An 18,837-nucleotide genomic window follows, 5' to 3' on the forward strand; every position below is an offset into this window, starting at 1 on the left:
AGCGATCTCCAAATACAACGCACGCGGACCCGCCATCGACCGCACCACCTACAAAGCCACTATCAGCATCAACATGCTCATGAACGGGCCTTGACACCCCGGACCCCGACCTAACTGAACGGCGTTGCCTCTAGCAGAGTGTTGGGCTCCCTTGGCCCCATGTCCCCCTCCGGTGGGTCGGCACGCCAGGACGTGTCGCCCCAGTGGAGCACGATTCACACGGGGTGTGAACGGAATGCCCGAACCGTCCCGCCGCGCACTCTGCCGCACGGGCCGACGGCTCGCTTGAATGAATTCCTCGCAGGACGCGGACGGGTCGTCTGCTCCCCCTCGTACAGCACGGCGACCCGCATCCGCGCGGTCCCCCGCCGGCCTGCCCGACACTCCGCGGCGGGGTGGACGTGCGAGCACACAGGAGGGGCGTATCCGGTGGCCGGATACGCCCCTCCTCAGCGTGCGGGGCGGCTACGCGCCGCGCAGCACCGCACCCGTACGCTCGGCGGCCAGCGCCACCGCCGCGTCACGGGCGGCGCTCGCCTCGTCGACCGTCAGGGTGCGGTCGGCGGCACGGAACCGCAGCGCGTACGCCAGGGACTTGCGGCCCTCGCCGATCTGCTCGCCCGTGAAGACGTCGAACAGCCGCAGCGACTCCAGGAGTTCACCCGCTCCCGCGCGCAGCGCCCGCTCCACGTCGGCGGCGGGCACGTCCTGGCCGACGACCAGTGCGACGTCCTGGGTGGCCACCGGGAAGGTGGAGATCCGGGGGGCCCGCAGGACGCCGTCGACGGCCTGCTCCAGGACGTCGAGGTCGACCTCCATGGCGCAGGTGCGCTCGGGCAGGTGGAGCTCCTTGATGACGCGCGGGTGCAGCTCACCGGCGTGCCCGAACAGGGTCTCCTCGCCGGCGACCGTCACATACAGCGCGGCGCAGCGGCCCGGGTGCCAGGGGGTGTGCCGGTCCGCGCGGACGGTGACGTCGACACCGGCTTCGCGGGCGATCGTGCGCGCCGCCTCGACGGAGTCCGCCCAGTCGGCGGGGCGGCCCTTGCCCCACCAGCCGGCCTGCTCGCGGGCGCCCGCGAGGACGACGGCGGCGCGGCGCGGCTGGCGCGGCAGCGCGGCGTCGAGCGAGGCGATCTCCTCGTCCGAGGGGCGCCGGTCGACGGGCAGCCGGACGGGCTCGGTCTCCTGGCCGGTGGGCAGGAAGACGAGACCCGTCTCGAAGAGCGCGAGGTCGTGGCTGCCGCGGCCGTCGTTGCGCCGCAGTGCGCCGAGGAGGCCCGGCAGCAGCGTGGTGCGCAGCGAGGGCTCCTCGTCGGAGAGCGGGTTGACGAGCTTGACGGTGCGGCGGCGGTCGTCGTCCGCCTCCAGGCCGAGCTGGTCCAGGACCGCCTCGCCGATGAACGGGTAGTTCAGCGCCTCGACGTAGCCCGCGCCCGCGAGTGCCCGGCCGACGCGGCGGTGCAGCCGCTGGCGGTCGGTGAGGCCGCGGCCGGAGGGCGGCGTCGGGAGCGTGGAGGGAAGGTTCTCGTAGCCCTCCAGCCGGATGACCTCTTCGGCGAGGTCGTTCGGCTCGTTCAGGTCGGGGCGCCAGGACGGGGTCGTGACGAGGAGTTCGTCCTGCCCGTAGACGTCGCAGCCGACCTGCTGGAGGCGGCGCACGACGGTCTCGCGGCCGTAGGTGACACCGGCGACCTTGTCGGGGTGGTCGGCCGGCATCGTGATGGTGCGGGGCGCGGAGGGGGCGCTCACCTCGGTGACGCCCGCCTCGGCGGTGCCGCCGGCCAGGAGCACCAGCAGGTCGACGGTGCGCTGCGCGGCAGCGGCGGCGGCCTGCGGGTCGACGCCGCGCTCGAAGCGCTTGGACGCCTCGGAGGGCAGCTTGTGGCGGCGCGCGGTGCGGGCGATCGAGATCGCGTCGAAGTGCGCGGCCTCGATGACGACCTCGGCGGTGTGCGCGCCCTCGGCGGCGTCCGCGATCTCCGTGTCGGCGCCGCCCATGACGCCCGCGAGACCGATGGGGCCGCGGTTGTCCGTGATGACGAGGTCGCCTGCGTCCAGGACGCGGACCGCGCCGTCGAGCGTGGTCAGCTTCTCGCCCTGCTCGGCGCGGCGCACCCCGATCGGCCCGTCGATCCGGGTCCGGTCGTAGGCGTGCAGCGGCTGGCCGAGTTCGAGCATCACGTAGTTGGTGACGTCGACGGCGAGCGAGATCGGCCGCATGCCCGCCTTCTGCAGCCGGCGCTGCATCCAGATCGGGGTCCGGGCCTCGGGCTGGAGTCCGCCGACGGTGCGCGCGGTGAAGCGGGAGCAGCCGATCGGGTCGGAGACCTTGACCGGGTAGCCGTACGCGTTGGGCGCGGGCACGTCCAGGAGGGCCGGGTCGCGCAACGGCAGGCCGTAGGCGATGGCGGTCTCACGGGCGACGCCGCGCATCGACAGGCAGTAGCCGCGGTCGGGCGTGACGGCGATGTCCAGGACCTCGTCGACGAGTTCGAGCAGCTCGATGGCGTCGGTGCCGACCTCGTGCTCCGGGGGCAGGACGATGATGCCGTGGGTGCCGTCGTCGCCCATGCCGAGCTCGTCGGTGGAGCAGATCATGCCGTGCGAGGTCTTGCCGTACGTCTTGCGGGCGGCGATCGCGAAGTCGCCGGGCAGCACGGCGCCGGGCAGGACCACGACGACCTTGTCGCCGACGGCGAAGTTGCGGGCTCCGCAGACGATCTCCTGCGGCTCGCCGGTGCCGTTGGCGGTGCCGACGTCCACCGTGCAGAAGCGGATCGGCTTCTTGAAGCCCTCCAGCTCCTCGATGGTCAGCACCTGTCCGACGACCAGCGGGCCCGTCAGGCCGGCGCCGATCCGCTCGACCGTCTCGACCTCCAGGCCGACGGCGACGAGCTTGGCCTGTACGTCACGGCCGGTCTCGGTGGCCGGCAGGTCGACGTACTCCCGCAGCCAGGAAAGCGGGACGCGCATCAGATCTCCATCCCGAAGGGCCGGGTGAACCGGACGTCACCCTCGACCATGTCTCGCATGTCTTCGACGTTGTGGCGGAACATCAGCATCCGCTCGATGCCGAACCCGAAGGCGAATCCGCTGTACTTCTGGGGGTCGACGCCGCAGGCGGTGAGCACCTTGGGGTTGACCATGCCGCAGCCGCCGAGCTCGATCCAGCCCTCGCTGCCGCAGGTGCGGCAGGGCCGGTCGGGGTTGCCGACGGACGCGCCGCGGCAGACGTAGCAGACCATGTCCATCTCGGCGGACGGCTCGGTGAACGGGAAGAAGTTCGGCCGCAGCCGGGTCTTCATGTCCGGGCCGAAGAGCGCCTGGACCATGTGGTCGAGGGTGCCCTTCAGGTCGGCCATGGTGAGGCCCTCGTCGACGGCCAGCAGCTCGATCTGGTGGAAGACCGGGGTGTGCGTGGCGTCGAGCTCGTCGGTGCGGTAGACGCGGCCGGGGCAGACCACGTAGACGGGGGGCTCGCGGTCGAGCAGCGTGCGGGCCTGGACCGGCGAGGTGTGCGTACGCAGCACGACACCGGACTCGTCGTTCTTCGCGCCGTCGGCGCCCTCGACGAAGAAGGTGTCCTGCATCTGCCGGGCCGGGTGGTCGGGCACGAAGTTCAGGGCGTCGAAGTTGAACCACTCGGCCTCGGCCTCGGGGCCCTCGGCGATCTCGTAGCCCATGGCCACGAAGACGTCGGCGACGCGCTCCATGAAGGTCGTCAGCGGGTGGCGGGCGCCGGCCGGGGTGCGGTCGTAGGGCAGTGTGACGTCCACCGCCTCCTCGACCAGGACCCGGGCGTCACGCTCGGCCTCCAGCTCCGCCTGGCGGGCAGCGAGGGCCTTGCCCACGGCGCCGCGGGCCTGGCCGACGCGCTTGCCGGCCTCGGCCTTGGCCTGCGGGGGCAGCGCGCCGATCTCGCGGTTGGCGAGCGAGAGGGGCGAGGTGCCACCGGTGTGCGCGGTCTTCGCCTGGGCGAGCGCGTCGAGGTCGCCGGCGGCGGCGAAGGCGGCGAACGCCTCGTCCCGCATGCGCTCGATCTCTTCCGGTTTCAGTGCCTCGACCTCGACTGGGTCGTACGACTTGTTCGGTGCCGACATCTCTTCCCGTACTTCCGATTGGCTGGTACTGCGCTTACCGGGGAATACCCCCGGACCCCGTGGCCCCGCTCGACGCCAGAAGGGCACAAAGGTGCCAAGGGTCGAGTCTAAGGGTCAGGAGATGTGTGGGGCGCCCGTGGGCCGCTCGGGCCCGCTACTGCATGTAGGCCGGCGTGCTCACGGGCAGGATAAATCGGAACTCGGCGCCGCCTCCGGGGCCGCGGCCGACCGTGATGGTGCCGCCGTGGGCCTCGACGATGCCCTTGACGATGTAGAGGCCCAGGCCCGTACCACCGCGCTTGCTCCCCCGCCAGAACCGGGTGAAGACACGGCTCATCGACTCCTCGGGGATGCCGGGACCTTCGTCGCTCACGGTGACGGCCGCTCCCCTCTCGTCGCTTTTCGCCGGTGCGGGTTCCACGTCGATGGTGACAGTTCCCTCCCCGTGGCGCACCGCGTTTTCCAGCAGGTTGCCGAGCACCTGGTCCACCTTGTCGGGGTCGGCCCACACGGCGGGCAGCGGCTGGCAGGTGCGGACGAGGAAGCGGCCGGGGTCCTGGCCGGCCGCGGTGTGCGCCTGGACGTGGCGCTCGACGGCGGCGGACAGGTCCACGGGCTGGCGCCGCACCTCCAGGCGCCCCGAGTCGATCCGGGAGATGTCCAGGAGTTCGGTGATGAGCCGGGTGACCCGGTTGGCGTCCGCGTAGACGGTCTCCAGCATCAGCCGCTTCTGGGCGTCCGTGAAACGCTCCCATTTGGCCAGCAGGGTCGCGGTGAACCCCTTGACCGAGGTCAGCGGCGAGCGCAGTTCGTGGGCGACGGTCGCGATCAGCTCGGCGTTGCTGCGCTCGGTGCGGCGGCGGGCCTCGGTGCCGCGCAGGCTGATCACCAGCCGGCTCACCGGTCCGGTGGGGCTCTCGCGTACGTAGCGGGCGGAGACGAGGACTTCGCGGCCGCCGGGCAGCAGGAGATTGCGCTCGGGCTGGCCGACACGGGTGGCGAGGCCGCCGTAGGGGTCGGTCAGCTCCCACCAGCGGCGGCCCTTGAGGTCCTCCAGCGGCAGCGCGTGCTCCACCGGACGGCCGAGGGCGGCGGCCCTGGGGACGGCGGTGATGCGGACGGCGGCGGCGTTGAAGCAGACGACCCGGCCGGTCTCGTCCGCGACGACCAGCCCGTCGGGGAGGTCGTCGGGGTCCAGCGCCTGTCCGCCGGGTCCGACGTCCGCGACGGTCACCCCGTCCGGCTCACCGGCGGCGCGCACGACGGCCGCGTGTGTCGCCCGCGGCCCGCTCATGCCGACAGCCATATCCCGTACCCCACCTCTCGAACCGGTGCAGTGGGCCCCCGAGTTCGTCACCCTACTAGGCGTCGGTGACGGAGCGACACCCTGTGGGGACTCTCCGCTGGGGACAGGGGTACGTGGCGGGGTCAGCCGGCCGTGCGGCGCGGGCGCTGGGCGCGTGCGGAGGCGTACAGGCAGACCGCGGCGGCGGTGGCGAGGTTGAGGCTCTCGGCCTTGCCGTGGATCGGCACCCGCACGACGGCGTCGGCCAGGGCGCGGGTCTCCTCGGGCAGGCCCCAGGCCTCGTTGCCGAAGACCCAGGCGGTGGGCCCGCCCATCGTGCCGGCGTCGAGTTCGTCGTCGAGGTCGTCCGCGCCGGCGCCGTCGGCGGCCAGGATGCGCACGCCCGCCTCGCGCAGCCCGCGTACGGCCTGCTCGACGGGTACGCCGACGGCGACCGGCAGGTGGAAGAGCGAACCGACCGAGGCGCGGACCGACTTGGGGTTGTACAGGTCGACGGAGGCGTCGGTCAGGACGACCGCGTCGGCGCCCGCCGCGTCGGCGCAGCGCAGCACCGTGCCGGCGTTGCCGGGGTCGCGGACGTGGGCCAGGACGGCGACGAGCTTGGGCCGGGCGGCGAGGATCGACTCGAAGGGCGAGTCGAGGAAGCGGCAGACGCCGATCAGCCCCTGCGGGGTGACGGTCTGGGACACGTCGGCCAGGACGTCCCCGTCGGCGAGGTGGACGCGGGCGCCCGCGTCGTGGGCGGCGTCGATGATGGGTGAGTAGCGCTCGGCGGCCTCGACGGTGGCGAAGAGTTCGACGAGGGTCGGCTCACCGTCGCCGCCCCGGTGCCCGGCGGCCTCGCGCACGGCCTGCGGCCCCTCGGCGATGAACCTGCGCTCCTTGCCGCGGAAGTTGCGCCTGGCCAGCCGCCGGGCGGCGGCGACCCGTGGCGATCGCGGGGAGATCAGTTCGGGGGTGCCCATGTCGGCGGCGAGCCTCTCTGCGTGACGAAGGTCCGGGTCGTGCGCCGCGCCGTGCGGAGACACGGCGTCCAACGCACCGGACCCGCAGACGGCGAGCGCCTGCGGGTCCGGCTCAAAAGCCAAGAAGTACGGCCTGGATCAGGCGGCCTTCGGGGCGTTGACGTCGCTCGGGAGGGCCTTCTGGGCGACCTCGACGAGGGCGGCGAACGCGTTGGCGTCGTTGACCGCGAGCTCGGCCAGGATCTTGCGGTCCACCTCGATGTTGGCGGCCTTCAGACCCTGGATGAGGCGGTTGTACGTCATGCCGTTCTGGCGGGCAGCGGCGTTGATGCGCTGGATCCACAGCTGACGGAAGTCGCCCTTGCGCTTCTTGCGGTCGTTGTAGTTGTAGACCAGGGAGTGGGTGACCTGCTCCTTGGCCTTGCGGTACAGGCGCGAACGCTGACCGCGGTAACCGCTGGCCTGCTCGAGGATCGCCCGGCGCTTCTTGTGGGCGTTGACTGCCCGCTTGACGCGTGCCACTTGTTAACTCCTTGTAGCGGGGCCGTGGTCGTACTCACACGGCCCGGAAACGAATTGGTCCCGGTCGGATCGAGGGCGCGTCCCCGGAATCGGCGGGGACGGCGGCCTCACTTGCCGAGAAGCTTCTTGATCTTCTTGGCGTCGGCCGGAGCCACGACGACCGTGCCGGTCAGCGAGCGGGTCTTCTTGGACGACTTGTGCTCGAGCAGGTGGCGCTTGCCGGCCCTCTCGCGGAGCACCTTGCCGGAGCCGGTGATCTTGAAGCGCTTGCTGGCACCGCTGTGCGTCTTGTTCTTCGGCATCGCGCCGTTCTCTCCTCGTCAGTGGCGCCCCTCTCGGTGCGGGCACCGGACTGCAGGGGCGTCAGATCTTCATGGGATTCCGGGGGGACCCGGGGGCGCCTGGATGGCGACCCCCGAAGGTCACGCCTCGGAAGGTGTCTCGGCCTCGGGCGCCTCGGCCGGAGCCTCGGGCGCCTGACCCTCGGACTCGGCGTCGGGGGTGTTACTCCCCTGGCGCTCCGCCTTGCGGGCGGCCTGGGCCTCGCGGGCCTCGGCCATGGCTTCGGTCTTCTTCTTGTGCGGGCCCAGAACCATGATCATGTTCCGGCCGTCCTGCTTCGGGTTGGACTCGATGAAGCCGAGTTCCTCCACGTCCGAAGCGAGACGCTGGAGCAGCCGGAAGCCCAGCTCGGGGCGGGACTGCTCGCGACCACGGAACATGATCGTGATCTTGACCTTGTCGCCCTGCTTGAGGAACCGAACGACGTGACCCTTCTTGGTGTCATAGTCGTGCGGGTCGATCTTCGGCCGGAGCTTCATCTCCTTGATGACCGTGTGCGCCTGGTTCTTGCGCGCCTCACGGGCCTTCATGGCCGACTCGTACTTGAACTTCCCGTAGTCCATGAGCTTGCACACGGGCGGACGGGCGGTAGCCGCCACCTCGACCAGGTCGAGGTCGTACTCCTGTGCGAGTTCCAGGGCCTTGGCAAGCGGAACAATCCCGACCTGCTCGCCACTGGGACCGACAAGTCGCACCTCGGGTACGCGAATCCGGTCGTTGATGCGGGGCTCGGCGCTGATGGATCCTCCTCGGTAGCACCACGCGACCGCCTGGCGGACAGCCGCGTAACGTCTGTTTCAACAGACCAACCGCATCGGAGCAAGAAAAATGCCCCGGACAGTACACAGGCGGGGCTCCTGGAAAACCGGAACACCGCCACGGTGAACCGCGGGGCGCATCGGGCGGCTCCATCGTCCGTACGGAACGATGGGCACCACCTGACCGGTGACCCGCCGTCCTGAGGACGGCCAGGTGGGAGATCGGAGCCTCCACTTGTGGGCCGGGCACATAGCTGCCCAGCCGGTCGTTACGCAAGGTTAGCAGCTCGGCCGGGTCGGCACCAACCGGCCTGCGTACCCGCTCCCGCGGGCGGAGGGCCGGCGCCGTGGGCCTATCGTAAGGCGCATGAGTGACGCGACCCCCAGCAGTGATTCCCCCGGCTTCGACGAGATGGCCCGCGACATCGCGGAGGTGCCCGCCGTCGAGGTGATCGTGACGGTCGCGGTCAACCTGATGAGCGCCGCCGCCGTGAAGCTCGGGCTGACCGAGGACGGCGACGACCACAAGGACCTGGACGAGGCCCGCAAGCTGGTCCACGCGCTGGCCGGGCTGCTGGACGCGAGCACCACCGAGATCAGCTCCTTCCACGCGGCTCCGCTGCGTGACGGCCTGAAGTCCCTGCAGCTGGCCTTCCGCGAGGCCTCGCTCGTCCCGGACGAGCCGGGCCAGGGGCCGGGCGAGAAGTACACCGGCCCGGTCTTCGGCTGAGCCCCGACCGCTTCCCCTCCCTTCCGTACGTGTGAGCCCCCGCCGGTCCTTCCGGCAGGGGGCTCACCGCGTACGGGGGAGGTGCAGACCTCCGCGGACGGTGGTCAGCGCGTGAACAGGGCCTCACCGGGCGCGTGCGCGTCGGCCGGGAGCAGCGCGAGGTCCAGGCCCCGGACCAGCCGGGCGCGCAGCACCTCGTCGGCCGCCAAGGTCCGGGCGACCCGGCCCGCCGCCTCGGCGGGGTCGGCGTCCGCCGCGAGGACCAGGGCGAGGGTGCCGTCGGCGCTGCCCGGTCCGAGGTGGGCGCGGAGCACGGCGGGTTCGGCGGCGACCGCGTCCCGCACCGCGGTGGTGACGGCGGGGTCGTCCAGCGGGTCGGCGCTGGTGCGGCCCTCGGCGAGCGCGAGCAGGGCGGGGCCGGTCAGCTCGAAGGCCACCGGACCGGCGAGGTCGAGCACCACGGTGTCGGCCTTCTCGTGCGCGGCGGCCTGGAGCGCCTGGTGCAGGGGTACGGCGACAGGGCGGGCCTGCGGGTCCCAGCGGGCCAGTGAGGCGGTGGAGGTGAAGGCGGGCAGGGCGCGGCGGCCGCCTGCCTGGAGGGTGGGGACGGCCATGTCGCTGGTCTTCTCCCGGCGCAGGCCCTTCTCGTCCACCTCCACCTCACCGAGGACGGCCACCACGGGGACCAGGAGCCGGGCCCCCCGCAGGGCTTCGAGCACCGGTGCGACGGCGGTGCGGTCCTCGGCCCAGGCGGCCAGCGCCCCGGCGAGTGCGGGGTCGGCCGTGCCGTCGTCGTCGGAGTAACCGGGGTCCGGAATGTTCTTCTGCTCCACGGGGCGAGCGTAGTGCCTGGGCATTCTCATCCGGCCGACAGGTCGGGCTCAGCCGGTTCTCAGCCATGGTTCCTAGCGTCCGGACCATGCCCCGACACCGCATACGCCGATCCGCCCTGCCCGTCTCCCTGACGGCCGCCGTCGTGCTGGCCGCCTCGGCGGCGGCGGGCGCGTACCTCGTCGGCCGTTCACCGGATCAGGCGCCTGCGGCCGTCGCCTCCGTATCGTCGGCGTCGGCGAGCGAGGAGCCGGTGGTGGATCTGGACGCGGAGCTGGCCGGGGCCGTCGAGCCGCTGCTGAGTGCCGCTTCGGGGGCGGCGCTGTCGGTCGCGGTGCTGGACGGCGACAGCGGGGTGCGTGCGGTGTACGGGGGTACGGAGACGGCGTACGAGACGGCGAGCATCGTCAAGGTGGACATTCTGGCGGCGCTGCTGCTGCTGGCGCAGGACGAGGGGCGTGAGCTGACCGCCGCCGAGCGCGCACGGGCGGTCGCGATGATCGAGAAGAGCGACAACGACTCCGCGACCGCCCTGCTGGCGGCGGTCGGCGGGGCGGCGGGGCTCGACGCCGCGAACGAGCGGCTGGGGCTGACCGCGACGACCGCCGCACACGCGTGGGGGCTGACCAGCACCACGGCGGCCGATCAGCTGACGCTGCTGGGGGCGGTGTTCGGTACGGAGGCGGACGCGGAGCTCAGCGAGGCGTCCCGGACGTATGTGCGGGAGCTGATGGCCCAGGTGGAGGCCGACCAGCAGTGGGACGTGTCGGCGGCGGGCGAGAGCTGGGCGCTGAAGAACGGCTGGATGCCGCGTACCGCCACCGGGCTGTGGAACGTCAACAGCATCGGCCGGGTGACGGCGGACGGGCACACGTATCTGGTGGCGGTGCTGTCCGAGGGCCAGCGGACCAAGGAGAGGGGCATCGCGCTGGTCGAGTCGGCGGCGAAGGTGGCCGTGGGGGTGCTGAAGGCCGCGCGGTGAGGCGGCGCGGGGCGGTCAGCGGCGCCGGGCGAACGGGGAGCGGGGCGGTCAGCGGCGCGGGGCGAACGAAAAGCGGGGCGGTCAGCGGCGCCGGGCGAACGAAAAGCGGGGCGGTCAGCGGCGCCGGGCGAACGAAAAGCGGGGCGGTCAGCGGCGCCGGGCGAACGGGGAGCGGCCGTCGCGCCCGCGCCACAGCACCACGGCTCCCGCGAGCAGGAGCGCACCGAGGCCGCCGGCCGCCGGGGCGAGCCAGTCGGCCGGTCCGTCGTCCTCGGGCTCGGGCGTGGGCCCGGCGCCGAAGTACCGCTTGCGGTAGCCGGCCGGGGCGGAGTCGGTGCTCAGGTCGGCGGGGCGCAGCTTGCCGCCCGCCTCGATGGCCGCGGCCGGGTCGACGATCCCGTAGCCGCGAGCGTCGTCGCGTCCGGAGGCGGGGGCGTCGCGCGCGGTGTCCGTGAGGAGCTTCTTGATCTGCGCGGGTGAGAGGCCGGGGTGCGCGGACCTGACGAGGGCCACCGCCCCGGAGACGAACGCGGCAGCGGCGGAGGTGCCCCACTCCACGTAGTACTTGTGGTCGGGGGCCGGTACGACGATGTCGTCGCCGGGGGCGCTCACGGTGGCGTACCAGCGGCGGGTGGAGAACGAGGCGTGGGTGCCGTACCGGTCGACGGCGGCGGCCGCGATCACTCCGGGGTAGGCGGCGGGGTAGGAGATGTGGTCGCCCTTCTCGCCCCCGTTGCCGGCCGAGGCGACGACGACGGCGCCCTTCTTCAGCGCGTACTGGACGGCGGCGTCCTCGCCGGGCTCGGGGTGGGCGGACTCGCTGTCGTCGCCCAGGGAGAGGTTGATGACGTCGGCCCCGTGGTCGGCGGCCCAGCGGATGCCGTCGGCGAGTGCCGTGCCCCGGGTCCTGCGGGCCTCGGCACGGGCCGGGTCGGTCGCTTCGAGGATGACGCGCACCGGCAGGATCTTCGCCTCGGGGGCGATGCCGAGGACGCCGTCGGCGCGCCCGCCGCCGTGGCCCCGGCCCGCGATGATCCCGGCCATGGCGGTGCCGTGCCGGGCCCAGGCCCTGTCGCCGCGGCCCGCGCCGAAGCCGATCATGTCCTTGCCGGCCAGCACCTGGCCGGTGAGGTCGGGCAGGCTGCCGTCGACCCCGGTGTCGACGACGGCGACGGTGACGCCCTTGCCGCGGGTGGTCTGCCAGGCCCGGTCGGTGTGCAGGGCGTCCAGGCCCCACTGCTGGGCGCGGATGGTGTCCGCCCCGGCCGGGGTCGCCGGCAGCAGGGCGAGGGCCGTGGCGGTGCAGAGGGCGCCGAGGACGCGGTGGCGGGCGCGGCGGGTCATTCCGGCTTCTCCGTGAGGTCGGCGACGGTGGTGCGCAGGGCGCGCTCGACGCGGTCGGCCACGCCCTTGGCCTCGTGCCCGAGTCCGGCCTGTGCGACGGCGGTCGTGGCGCCCGAGGCCATGGCCTGCCCGGCGGGCTGGGGCGAGGCGGTCACGCGCCCGTCGGCGAACCCGGACACGGAGAAGACGACGACGGGGACCTCGGTCAGCACGTGTACGGACCAGCTGGCGCGCTGCCGGTTGCCGAACGCGACGGCCGGGGTGTCCTTCACCGGGTAGGTGCGGGGCAGCAGGTCGGTGCGGCGGTCGAGGTGGTCGTCGGCGAACCGGGTGCTCAGGGCCCGCATCGCGTCGGTGTCGGCCTCGGTGAAGACGAGCCCGACGGTGGTGACGCTGCTGGCCGTCGCGTCCGTGTAGGTGGCGCGCAGCACGTGGGCGCAGCCGACCGTGCGGAGCGTCTTGGCCAGCAGGGGGTCGAGTGCGGTGGCGCAGCCGCTGTCCGGGGCGACGGCGAGCCTGGTCCAGACCCGGTCGGCGCCGCCGGGCCCGGCGCCGTCGCCCTTCAGGGTGCGGCGGAAGAGGGTGTCCACGGGGATGCTGTGCCAGGCGTCCCGGCCCACGGCGTACGGGCTGCGGGCGGCCGGGTCGGCCGTGGAGTCGCTGATGAGCCAGCTGCCGGTGGCGGCCCCGCCGATCAACCCGAGCCCGAGCACGGCACAGACACCGGCGGCCGCGGTCCGGTACGGACGCCGGCTGTGCACGGGGGGCCTTCCGGGAAGCGGCGGGGCGGTGGGGGGCGGTGGTGGCACGGGCCGCGGCGGGGCGGTCCCGCCCGGATGCGAGGGCGGCTCCGGGGGAGGGAACGGGGCGGGGCGCGGCGGTGTCCCGGGGCGCGGCGGGGTGGTCGGGCGGGGCGGGACGGGAGCGCGCTGCGCCTCGGTACTCATCCGCCCCCCTGATCCGTTCCGTACCGCGCGCGGACCCCGCCTGCTCGGACTGGACCCCGCTCGCCGCGTGGGCGTCACTCTACGGGCTGCGGCTGCCCCGGGGGGAGCTGGCGGGCCCCGCACCGGACGATCTGCGCGGATCGTCCCCCTACCCAGCGGTACAACCGTCTGGCAAGCTGCGGCCATGACTGCCCGTGCCACTGACCGGACCCGCTACGACCGGGCCACCGCCCATCTCGACGCCCCCGTAGCCGTCGTCGACCTGGAGGCGTTCGACGCCAACGCCGACGATCTCGTACGCCGGGCGGCGGGCAAGCCCATCCGCGTGGCGAGCAAGTCGGTGCGCTGCCGGGCCCTGCTGGAGCGGGTGCTGGCCCGGCCCGGGTTCGCCGGGATCATGTCGTTCACGCTCGCGGAGTCGCTGTGGCTGGCGCGCGCCGGGTTCGAGGACGTCCTGCTGGCGTACCCCTCCGCCGACCGGCCGGCGTACGCGGAGCTGGCCGCCGACCCGAAGCTCGCCGCCTCCGTGACGGTGATGGTGGACGACCACGCCCAGCTGGACCTGATCGACGCGGCGCGGGCGGGCGGCACCGAGGAGATCCGGGTCTGCCTGGAGCTGGACACCTCGCTGCGGATGCTGGGCGGCCGGGTCAGGATCGGGGCCCTGCGCTCGCCGCTGCGCTCCCCCGCCCAACTGGCCGAGCTGGCCAGGTCCGTGGTGCGGCGGCCCGGCTTCCGGCTGGTGGGGCTGATGGCGTACGAGGGGCACATCGCGGGGGTCGGCGACTCGGTCGCGGGCCGGCCGCTGCGGTCCCGGGCGATCCGCCTCATGCAGGCGACGGCCCGCAAGGAGCTGGCGGCCCGGCGGGCCGAGGTGGTGCGGGCGGTCCAAGCCGTGGCGCCGGACCTGGAGTTCGTGAACGGCGGCGGCACCGGCAGCGTGCAGCACACCGCGGCGGAGGAGGCGGTGACCGAGATCGCGGCCGGTTCTGGCCTCTATGTGCCGCGCCTGTTCGACAACTACACCTCGTTCACCGCGCGCCCGGCCGCGCTGTTCGCGCAGCCCGTGGTGCGCCGGCCCGGGGTGGGTGTGGTGACGGTGCTCGGCGGCGGCTATCCGGCGTCGGGGGCGGCCGGGGCGGACCGGCTGCCGGTCCCGTATCTGCCGGAGGGGCTGCGCTACGACCCGCAGGAGGGGCCGGGCGAGGTGCAGACCCCGCTGCTGGGCTCTCCGGCCGACGATCTGCTGATCGGCGACAAGGTGTGGTTCCGGCACGCGAAGGCCGGTGAGCTGTGCGAGCGGTTCGACGCCTTGCAGCTGATCGAGGGCGACCGGGTGACGGCGACCGTGCCGACGTACCGGGGCGAGGGCCGCACCTTTCTCTGAGCCGCGGGCGCTACCGGGCGATGGAGCTGCCGACGCCGCCGTCGGTCGCGCTGTCGCCGATGGGCCGGATGGACCGGGTGAGGGTGTCCATGAGGGTCAGCGGCGGCCCGTCGGGGCCCGCGTCGAAGGCGTACCGCACGATGACGGGCGACTCGCTGCCGACGGCCGAGGGGAAGGCGAGCGACTGCACATAGCCGCCGGGGCCCTTGGCGGTGGTGACCCGCCGGCGGATGAAGTAGCCGGTGCGGCCGGCCACGCCGACCTCGCCGGCGGCGATCTGCCGGTGCGAGGTGATGCCGCCGTGGGCCCGCCGGCCGACGAGGTCCTCCTCGTAGGCCCGGTCGGCGGCGTCGGCGATGTCCTCCTCGGCGAGCGCTTGAGGGGTGGTGGCGTCGGTGCCGCTCGGGGTTCGGGTGGTGACCGTGCCGTGGTAGCAGAAGGAGGAGGGCGCCCCGGGGCAGTCGTAGGCGTCCTTGGTGCGGATGGTGAGGAGGTCCCCGGTGTTCCGCTCCGGCCGCTCCCGGCCGTCGGGGATGGGCAGGGTGATGCCGTTGAGCTGGTCGACGAGCACCGTGGGGTCCTCCTCCGCCGGTGAGCCGTCCGGGGAGGGGCTGTCGTCGCCGGGGACCCCGTCGGTGCCGGCGGTGCGCGCGGGCGTCGGCGTGGAGTGGGCCTGCGGGGTCGCGGGGTCGTCCCTCCCGGTGAGCAGTACGGCTCCGGTCACGACGGCGCCGACGACGACCGCGCCGGCCGCCACGAGCGCGACGGCCCGTGCGCTGCCGCTGCCGCCGCCCCTGCCTCCGCCTCCGCCTCCCGCCGGAACGGTCGCGGGGTACTGCGGGGCGGGGGCGGCGGCAGGGGCGAGCGCGCGGGTGTGGGCGGTCCAGGCCGTCCCGTCCCACCAGCGCTCGCTGCCGGGCGCGGAGGCGTCCGCATACCAACCGGGCGGTGTCGCGTTGCTCATCGCCCCACCTTAGAAGAGGCCCCTCCCGGCAGGCCCCTCCCGGCAGGGCCCGTCTACAGGGGCGTGACGTAGGCGCCGGAGATGCCGCCGTCGACCAGGAAGTCGGTGGCGTTGACGAACGAGGAGTCGTCGCTCGCCAGGAAGGCGACGGCGGCGGCGATCTCGGTCGCCTCGGCGAACCGGCCGAGCGGGATGTGCACGAGCCGGCGGGCCGCGCGCTCCGGGTCCTTGGCGAAAAGCTCCTGGAGCAGCGGGGTGTTGACCGGTCCCGGGCACAGCGCGTTGACGCGGATGCCCTCGCGGGCGAACTGGACGCCCAGTTCGCGGGTCATCGCCAGCACCCCGCCCTTGGAGGCGGTGTAGGAGATCTGGGAGGTCGCCGCGCCCATCCGGGCCACGAAGGAGGCGGTGTTGATGATGGAGCCGCGGCCCTGGCGGCGCATGTAGTGCAGGGCTGCCTTGCAGCAGAGGTAGACGGAGGTGAGGTTGACGTCCTGGACGCGTTTCCACGCCTCCAGTTCCGTGGTGAGGATGGAGTCGTCGTCGGGCGGCGAGATGCCGGCGTTGTTGAACGCGATGTCGACCGAGCCGTAGGTGTCGTCGGCCGTCCGGAACAGCTCCGCGACCTGTCCGGGGTCGGTCACGTCGACGCGTACGAAGGTGCCGCCGACCGCTTCGGCCGCCGCCTCGCCCGCCACCGCGTCGATGTCCCCGCAGACGACGTGCGCGCCTTCCGAGGCGAGGCGGTGGGCGGTGGCCAGGCCGATGCCGCTGCCGGCGCCGGTGATGACGGCGGTGCGGCCGACGAGGCGGCGGCAGATGATCCCGTGGTCCGTGGTCATTCCGGTTCAGGCCTCCGTACTGAGGAAGACGTTCTTGGTTTCGGTGAAGGCGGTGAGGGCGTCGGGGCCGAGCTCGCGGCCGATGCCGGACTGCTTGAACCCGCCGAACGGGGTCCAGTAGCGGACCGCCGAGTGGGAGTTGACGGAGAGGTTCCCCGCCCTGACGGCCTGTGAGACGCGCAGCGCGCGCCCCACGTCGCGGGTCCAGAGCGATCCGGCGAGGCCGTACTCGGTGGCGTTGGCCAGCCGGACGGCGTCCGCCTCGTCCTCGAAGGGCAGCACGACGGCGACGGGCCCGAAGACCTCCTCGGTGGCGACGGGCGCGTCCGGCGGGGTGTCGGTGAGGACGGTCGGCGGGAACCAGAAGCCGGGCCCCTCGGGGGCGGTGCCCCGGATCGCGGCGGCGCCCTCGGGGACGTAGTCGCGCACCCGTTCCAGCTGGGTACGGGAGATGAGCGGGCCCATCTGGGTCTCCTCGTCGGCGGGGTCGCCGACGACGACCGCCGTGACGGCCGGGGCGAGGAGTTCCAGGAAGCGGTCGTACGCGGAGCGCTGGACGAGGATGCGGGTGCGGGCGCAGCAGTCCTGGCCGGCGTTGTCCAGGAAGGAGAGGGGGGCGGCTGCCGCCGCGGCCTCGATGTCGGCGTCGGCGAAGACGATGTTGGGGCTCTTGCCGCCGAGTTCGAGGGTGAACCGCTTGAGGCGGTCGGCGCACTTGGCCATGATCCGCTTGCCGGTGCGGGTGGAGCCGGTGAAGACGATCTTGGCGACGTCCGGGTGTTCGACCAGGGCGTTGCCTGCCTCGTCGCCCGAGCCGGGCAGTACCTGGAAGAGGTGTTCGGGCAGGCCCGCCTCCAGGGCGATGTCCGCGAGCCGCAGGGCGGTCAGCGGGGTGGTCTCGGCGGGTTTGAGGACGACGGCGTTGCCCGCGGCGAGGGCGGGGGCGGTGCCCCAGGCGGCGATCGGCAGGGGGAAGTTCCAGGGTGCGATGACGCCGACGACTCCGAGGGGTTCCAGGAGGGTGAGGTCGATGCCGCCGGGGACGGGGATCTGCCGGCCGCTGAGCCGTTCCACTCCCCCGGCGGCGAAGTCGAGCAGGTCGCGGACGTTGCCCGCCTCCCAGCGGGCGTTGCCGATGGTGTGCCCGGCCTCCCTGACCTCCAGGCGGGCCAGCTCCTCGGTGCGGGAGTCGACGGTGGCGGCGAACCGGCGCAGCAGCCGGGCCCGGTCGGCGGGGGCGAGCGCGGCCCACTTCCGCTGGGCGGCCGCGGCGCGGGTGACGGCCGTGTGCACGCCGGCCGCGGTGGTGGCGGGGACGGTGGCGACGAGTTCCCCGGTCGCCGGGTTCAGGACGTGGTGCTCGTGGATCACGCGGGCCTCACAGGCGTTCGAAGGAGCGTCGCAGTTCCCAGTCGGTCACCGCCGCGTCGAAGGCGTCCAGTTCGACGCGGGCCATGGTGCGGTAGTGCGCCACGACGTCCTCGCCGAAGGCCTCGCGGGCGATCTCGCTGTCCCCCCAGAGCGCGGCGGCCTCTCGGAGGGTGGCGGGGACCTGGTCGTAGGCGGCGGTGTAGGCGTTGCCCTCGCACGGTTCGGGGAGTTCGAGCTCGTGCTCAATGCCGTAGAGGCCGGCGGCGACGAGGGCGGCGACGGCCAGGTAGGGGTTGACGTCGCCGCCGGGGAGCCGGTTCTCGAAGCGCAGGGAGGGGCCGTGGCCGACGACGCGCAGGGCGCAGGTCCGGTTGTCGTGTCCCCAGGCGACGGCGGTCGGGGCGAAGGAGCCGGGGCGCAGGCGCTTGTAGGAGTTGATGTTCGGTGCGAAGAGGAGGCAGAGCTCGCGCAGGGCGGCGAGCTGGCCGGCCAGGAAGTGCCGCATCACCGGGGACATCGTGCCGTCCTCGCCGGCCATGACGGACCGGCCGGGGTTGGTTGTGGAGCGGAGCGAGAGGTGGATGTGGCAGGAGTTGCCCTCGCGTTCGTTGAACTTGGCCATGAAGGTGAGGGCGACGCCTTGCTGGGCGGCGATCTCCTTGGCGCCGGTCTTGTAGACGGCGTGCTGGTCGCAGGTGACCAGGGCCTCGTCGTAGCGGAACACGATCTCGTGCTGGCCGGGGTTGCACTCGCCCTTGGCGGACTCGACGGTGAGGCCGGCGCCCGCCATGTCGTTGCGGATGCGGCGCAGCAGGGGCTCGACGCGGCCGGTGCCCAGGACGGAGTAGTCGACGTTGTACTGGTTGACGGGGGTGAGGTCGCGGTAGCCGCGGTCCCAGGCCTGTTCGTAGGTGTCCTTGAAGACGATGAATTCGAGTTCGGTGCCGGCGTGGGCCGTGTAGCCGTGCTCGGCCAGGCGTTCGAGCTGGCGGCGCAGGATCTGCCGGGGCGCGGCGGTGACGGGTGAGCCGTCGGCCCAGGCGAGGTCGGCGAGGACCATCGCGGTGCCCTCGTGCCAGGGCACCCGGCGCAGGGTGGTGAGGTCGGGGCGCATCGCGAAGTCGCCGTAGCCGTTGTCCCAGGAGGACATGGCGTAGCCGTCGACGGTGTTCATGTCGGTGTCGACGGCGAGGAGGTAGGCGCAGCCCTCGGAGCCGTGCCGTACGACCTCGTCGAGGAAGAAGGGGGCGGCGAAGCGTTTGCCCTGGAGCCGTCCCTGCATGTCGGGGAAGGCCAGGACCACGGTGTCGATCTCACCGTCGGCCACGAGGTGGCGCAGTTCCCCGAGGGCGAGCGGGGCTGTTCGGTCGGACACGGACGGGTCCTCTCCTCGCGGGCCGACAGACGGTCCAAATCTATGGGCAGGACGGTCCAAATCTATGG

General features: G+C 73.1%; 17 protein-coding genes. 3 read left to right on the forward strand and 14 right to left on the reverse strand.

Annotation, left to right across the window (positions count from 1 at the left end):
• Positions 1–465 precede the first annotated feature (465 nt).
• From pheT to infC, 7 genes are all read right to left on the reverse strand, one after another.
• The gene (gene pheT, locus E6P78_RS14600) at positions 466–2,976 is read right to left on the reverse strand and encodes a phenylalanine--tRNA ligase subunit beta (RefSeq protein WP_136204006.1); all 2,511 of its coding nucleotides are present in this window, start codon (positions 2,974–2,976) and stop codon (positions 466–468) included.
• On the reverse strand, positions 2,976–4,103 hold the full coding sequence (pheS, locus tag E6P78_RS14605; RefSeq protein WP_136204007.1) for a phenylalanine--tRNA ligase subunit alpha: 1,128 nt from the start codon (positions 4,101–4,103) through the stop codon (positions 2,976–2,978). Before pheS ends, pheT begins: the two co-directional genes overlap by 1 nt.
• 154 nt (positions 4,104–4,257) lie before the next feature.
• The gene (locus tag E6P78_RS14610) at positions 4,258–5,409 is read right to left on the reverse strand and encodes a PAS domain-containing sensor histidine kinase (RefSeq protein ID WP_136204008.1); all 1,152 of its coding nucleotides are present in this window, start codon (positions 5,407–5,409) and stop codon (positions 4,258–4,260) included.
• 122 nt (positions 5,410–5,531) lie between these two features.
• Complete coding sequence (locus E6P78_RS14615) at positions 5,532–6,374, reverse strand: RNA methyltransferase (protein ID WP_136204135.1); 843 nt, start codon at positions 6,372–6,374, stop codon at positions 5,532–5,534.
• A 138-nt stretch (positions 6,375–6,512) separates the two neighbouring features.
• Positions 6,513–6,896: a 50S ribosomal protein L20 gene (gene rplT, locus E6P78_RS14620; RefSeq protein ID WP_018103794.1), complete on the reverse strand. Its 384-nt coding sequence runs from the start codon at positions 6,894–6,896 to the stop codon at positions 6,513–6,515.
• A gap of 107 nt (positions 6,897–7,003) precedes the next feature.
• Positions 7,004–7,198, reverse strand: a complete 195-nt coding sequence (gene rpmI / locus E6P78_RS14625; RefSeq protein WP_003970213.1) for a 50S ribosomal protein L35 — start codon at positions 7,196–7,198, stop codon at positions 7,004–7,006.
• A 120-nt stretch (positions 7,199–7,318) separates the two neighbouring features.
• Positions 7,319–7,978, reverse strand: a complete 660-nt coding sequence (infC, locus tag E6P78_RS14630; protein WP_136204009.1) for a translation initiation factor IF-3 — start codon at positions 7,976–7,978, stop codon at positions 7,319–7,321.
• A 385-nt stretch (positions 7,979–8,363) separates the two neighbouring features.
• Here infC and E6P78_RS14635 point away from each other — a divergent pair, with 385 nt between their 5' ends.
• Positions 8,364–8,726: a DUF1844 domain-containing protein gene (locus tag E6P78_RS14635; protein ID WP_136204010.1), complete on the forward strand. Its 363-nt coding sequence runs from the start codon at positions 8,364–8,366 to the stop codon at positions 8,724–8,726.
• Between the two features lie 104 nt (positions 8,727–8,830).
• Here the strand turns inward: E6P78_RS14635 and E6P78_RS14640 are convergent, their stop codons facing one another.
• Entirely contained in the window at positions 8,831–9,559 is a 729-nt protein-coding gene (locus tag E6P78_RS14640; protein ID WP_136204011.1) for an SseB family protein, read from the reverse strand.
• Between the two features lie 86 nt (positions 9,560–9,645).
• Here E6P78_RS14640 and E6P78_RS14645 point away from each other — a divergent pair, with 86 nt between their 5' ends.
• The gene (locus E6P78_RS14645; protein WP_136204012.1) at positions 9,646–10,539 is read left to right on the forward strand and encodes a serine hydrolase; all 894 of its coding nucleotides are present in this window, start codon (positions 9,646–9,648) and stop codon (positions 10,537–10,539) included.
• 147 nt (positions 10,540–10,686) lie between these two features.
• Here E6P78_RS14645 and mycP read toward each other — a convergent pair whose 3' ends face one another.
• Both mycP and E6P78_RS14655 read right to left on the reverse strand, forming a co-directional pair.
• Positions 10,687–11,883 carry a type VII secretion-associated serine protease mycosin gene (mycP, locus tag E6P78_RS14650; RefSeq protein WP_136204013.1) on the reverse strand — a complete coding sequence of 399 codons (1,197 nt, stop codon included), beginning with the start codon at positions 11,881–11,883 and terminating at the stop codon, positions 10,687–10,689.
• Entirely contained in the window at positions 11,880–12,644 is a 765-nt protein-coding gene (locus E6P78_RS14655; RefSeq protein WP_136204014.1) for a hypothetical protein, read from the reverse strand. The genes mycP and E6P78_RS14655 overlap by 4 nt, the downstream gene beginning before the upstream one ends.
• 370 nt (positions 12,645–13,014) lie before the next feature.
• Between E6P78_RS14655 and E6P78_RS14660 the strand changes: the two genes are divergently transcribed.
• Positions 13,015–14,217: an amino acid deaminase/aldolase gene (locus E6P78_RS14660; RefSeq protein ID WP_136204015.1), complete on the forward strand. Its 1,203-nt coding sequence runs from the start codon at positions 13,015–13,017 to the stop codon at positions 14,215–14,217.
• A gap of 10 nt (positions 14,218–14,227) precedes the next feature.
• Here E6P78_RS14660 and E6P78_RS14665 read toward each other — a convergent pair whose 3' ends face one another.
• From E6P78_RS14665 to E6P78_RS14680, 4 genes are read right to left on the reverse strand one after another with little or no spacing between them, the layout of a single operon-like run.
• A complete protein-coding gene (locus tag E6P78_RS14665; protein WP_136204016.1) occupies positions 14,228–15,181 on the reverse strand; it encodes a DUF2510 domain-containing protein in 954 nt (317 codons plus the stop codon).
• Between the two features lie 53 nt (positions 15,182–15,234).
• On the reverse strand, positions 15,235–16,023 hold the full coding sequence (locus E6P78_RS14670; RefSeq protein ID WP_136204017.1) for a 3-oxoacyl-ACP reductase: 789 nt from the start codon (positions 16,021–16,023) through the stop codon (positions 15,235–15,237).
• Between the two features lie 6 nt (positions 16,024–16,029).
• Positions 16,030–17,394 carry an aldehyde dehydrogenase family protein gene (locus tag E6P78_RS14675; RefSeq protein WP_136204018.1) on the reverse strand — a complete coding sequence of 455 codons (1,365 nt, stop codon included), beginning with the start codon at positions 17,392–17,394 and terminating at the stop codon, positions 16,030–16,032.
• Positions 17,395–17,401: 7 nt separating this feature from the next.
• Complete coding sequence (locus E6P78_RS14680) at positions 17,402–18,769, reverse strand: glutamine synthetase family protein (protein WP_136204019.1); 1,368 nt, start codon at positions 18,767–18,769, stop codon at positions 17,402–17,404.
• Positions 18,770–18,837 lie beyond the last annotated feature (68 nt).

The organism is Streptomyces sp. A0958 (genome assembly GCF_004795035.1).
Lineage (GTDB): Bacteria > Actinomycetota > Actinomycetes > Streptomycetales > Streptomycetaceae > Streptomyces.